The sequence below is a fragment of the Rothia sp. (in: high G+C Gram-positive bacteria) genome, from assembly GCF_030540545.1.
Lineage (GTDB): Bacteria > Actinomycetota > Actinomycetes > Actinomycetales > Micrococcaceae > Rothia.
This window is the reverse complement of record NZ_JAUNVZ010000037.1, coordinates 1-1,403: the sequence shown is the minus strand read 5'-3', so window position 1 is coordinate 1,403 and position 1,403 is coordinate 1. Positions and strand designations below refer to the sequence as shown.

The following is a 1,403-nucleotide window of genomic DNA, read 5'->3' as shown; positions in this document are numbered from 1 at the left end:
TTACGCACTGCTCTAGCCAATAAAAACACTGAAGACTGGCACACGCTCGATAGCATCCTAGCTGATGCAGACGAAAAAGAACGCACCGCCATCATGCGTGCCCTAGGCGGGTTTGCTGCGGTGTACGAGGCTGAAGGGCCAACCCTGCGCATGGTTTATCTGCGTGCGGCCGTTGCACGCCGCGACCACGTGACATACCCGAAAGGGATATTCACGCACTCTACCGGGCAGGAAGACGCAGACAACCGTTGGGTGAAGCACCACCCAGACCCCGGGTACCCGCTCTACCCCCAGGAGAGCTTTCACACCGACGCAGCGGCACGGCAGAAAGCGGGTGAAGCGTTTGCGGCGGGGATTATGAGCCGCGGCGGAACCTGGGTTAATAAAGTTTTTGAGGACATCCACTGGTGCCACGATTTGTGGAGCCTGCACATTATGCGCCGCCTCATGCGGGATGTGCCACCCGAGCAGTACCACCCGGAGTATCTGCGTGAGATCAGGTACTACCTGTGCCGCCCCTACCAGGATGAGCCGTTCACCCGTGAATCACACGTGGAACGTATAGTGCGTATTCTCACGGAGGATGAGGGGCTGCGTGAGAAGGAATTCTGGGCATTCTTTACCGCCGAAGGGATGGGGGACACGCAGGCAATACTCACCTCTTCCACCGGCACCCGCGCCGGCGATGCGCAAGAAAACCAGCTGCTCGAAAGCCAGCTCATGGCTGCCTTCGATAGTCTCTGCGCGAGGCTGCCGGGGTTCCGTGACCGCCTCTTAGACGCCACACTAACAAGGATGCTCAGTGATTTCTCGGCGCGTCATATTGCCTGGTACCTGAATATTCAGAAGCATCTTGCCCCCACCGTGGGTGAGATACTTGCCCGCAAAGATAACTACCTGAGCTTGCTCAGCACCGAACCTGGAGCAGCTGTCGCCTGGGGCCAAGCCGCCTATAAAACCCTCCTAGCTGAGGGTGCACTCGATAACCCGTATGAGCTGATAAGCGCCAGCGGGGCCGTGCTGAGCCGCGCCGATAAGAAAAGCGTCAAAGCCCAGCTGAGTCTGCTCCGCACCCTGAATAACTATGCTAATAAGCACGATTACTTAGAGGTGCCTCAGAAAGTGTCTGAGCTGGTGCGGGAGTTTCTTCCGTCGTACCCAGCGGATATTGCTCAGAGTGCCCAAAAACTCATACTTGAGCAGCCTTCGGGGGAGGTGCCGAATCATACGCAGGGTAGGTGCGAGGCGGCACCACGGGGCGCTGAAATCCCCCATATTCCTGCCCCATGCACCGCACCGTTACCGGATAACTATGCGCCCAGTGAGCCTATTACCACCCCGGTGGAACTTAACCGGCTTCTTACGGAGCACCTCAGCGAAGCATCCGGGGAAACACACGGCAT

Annotated in this window: 1 protein-coding gene; it reads left to right on the top strand. The window is 57.9% G+C overall.

Translation table 11 applies throughout. The features are described 5' to 3' along the window. On the top strand, positions 1–1,403 hold a 1,403-nt coding region (locus tag Q4P78_RS08735; protein WP_303339988.1), incomplete at both ends, for a DUF6493 family protein.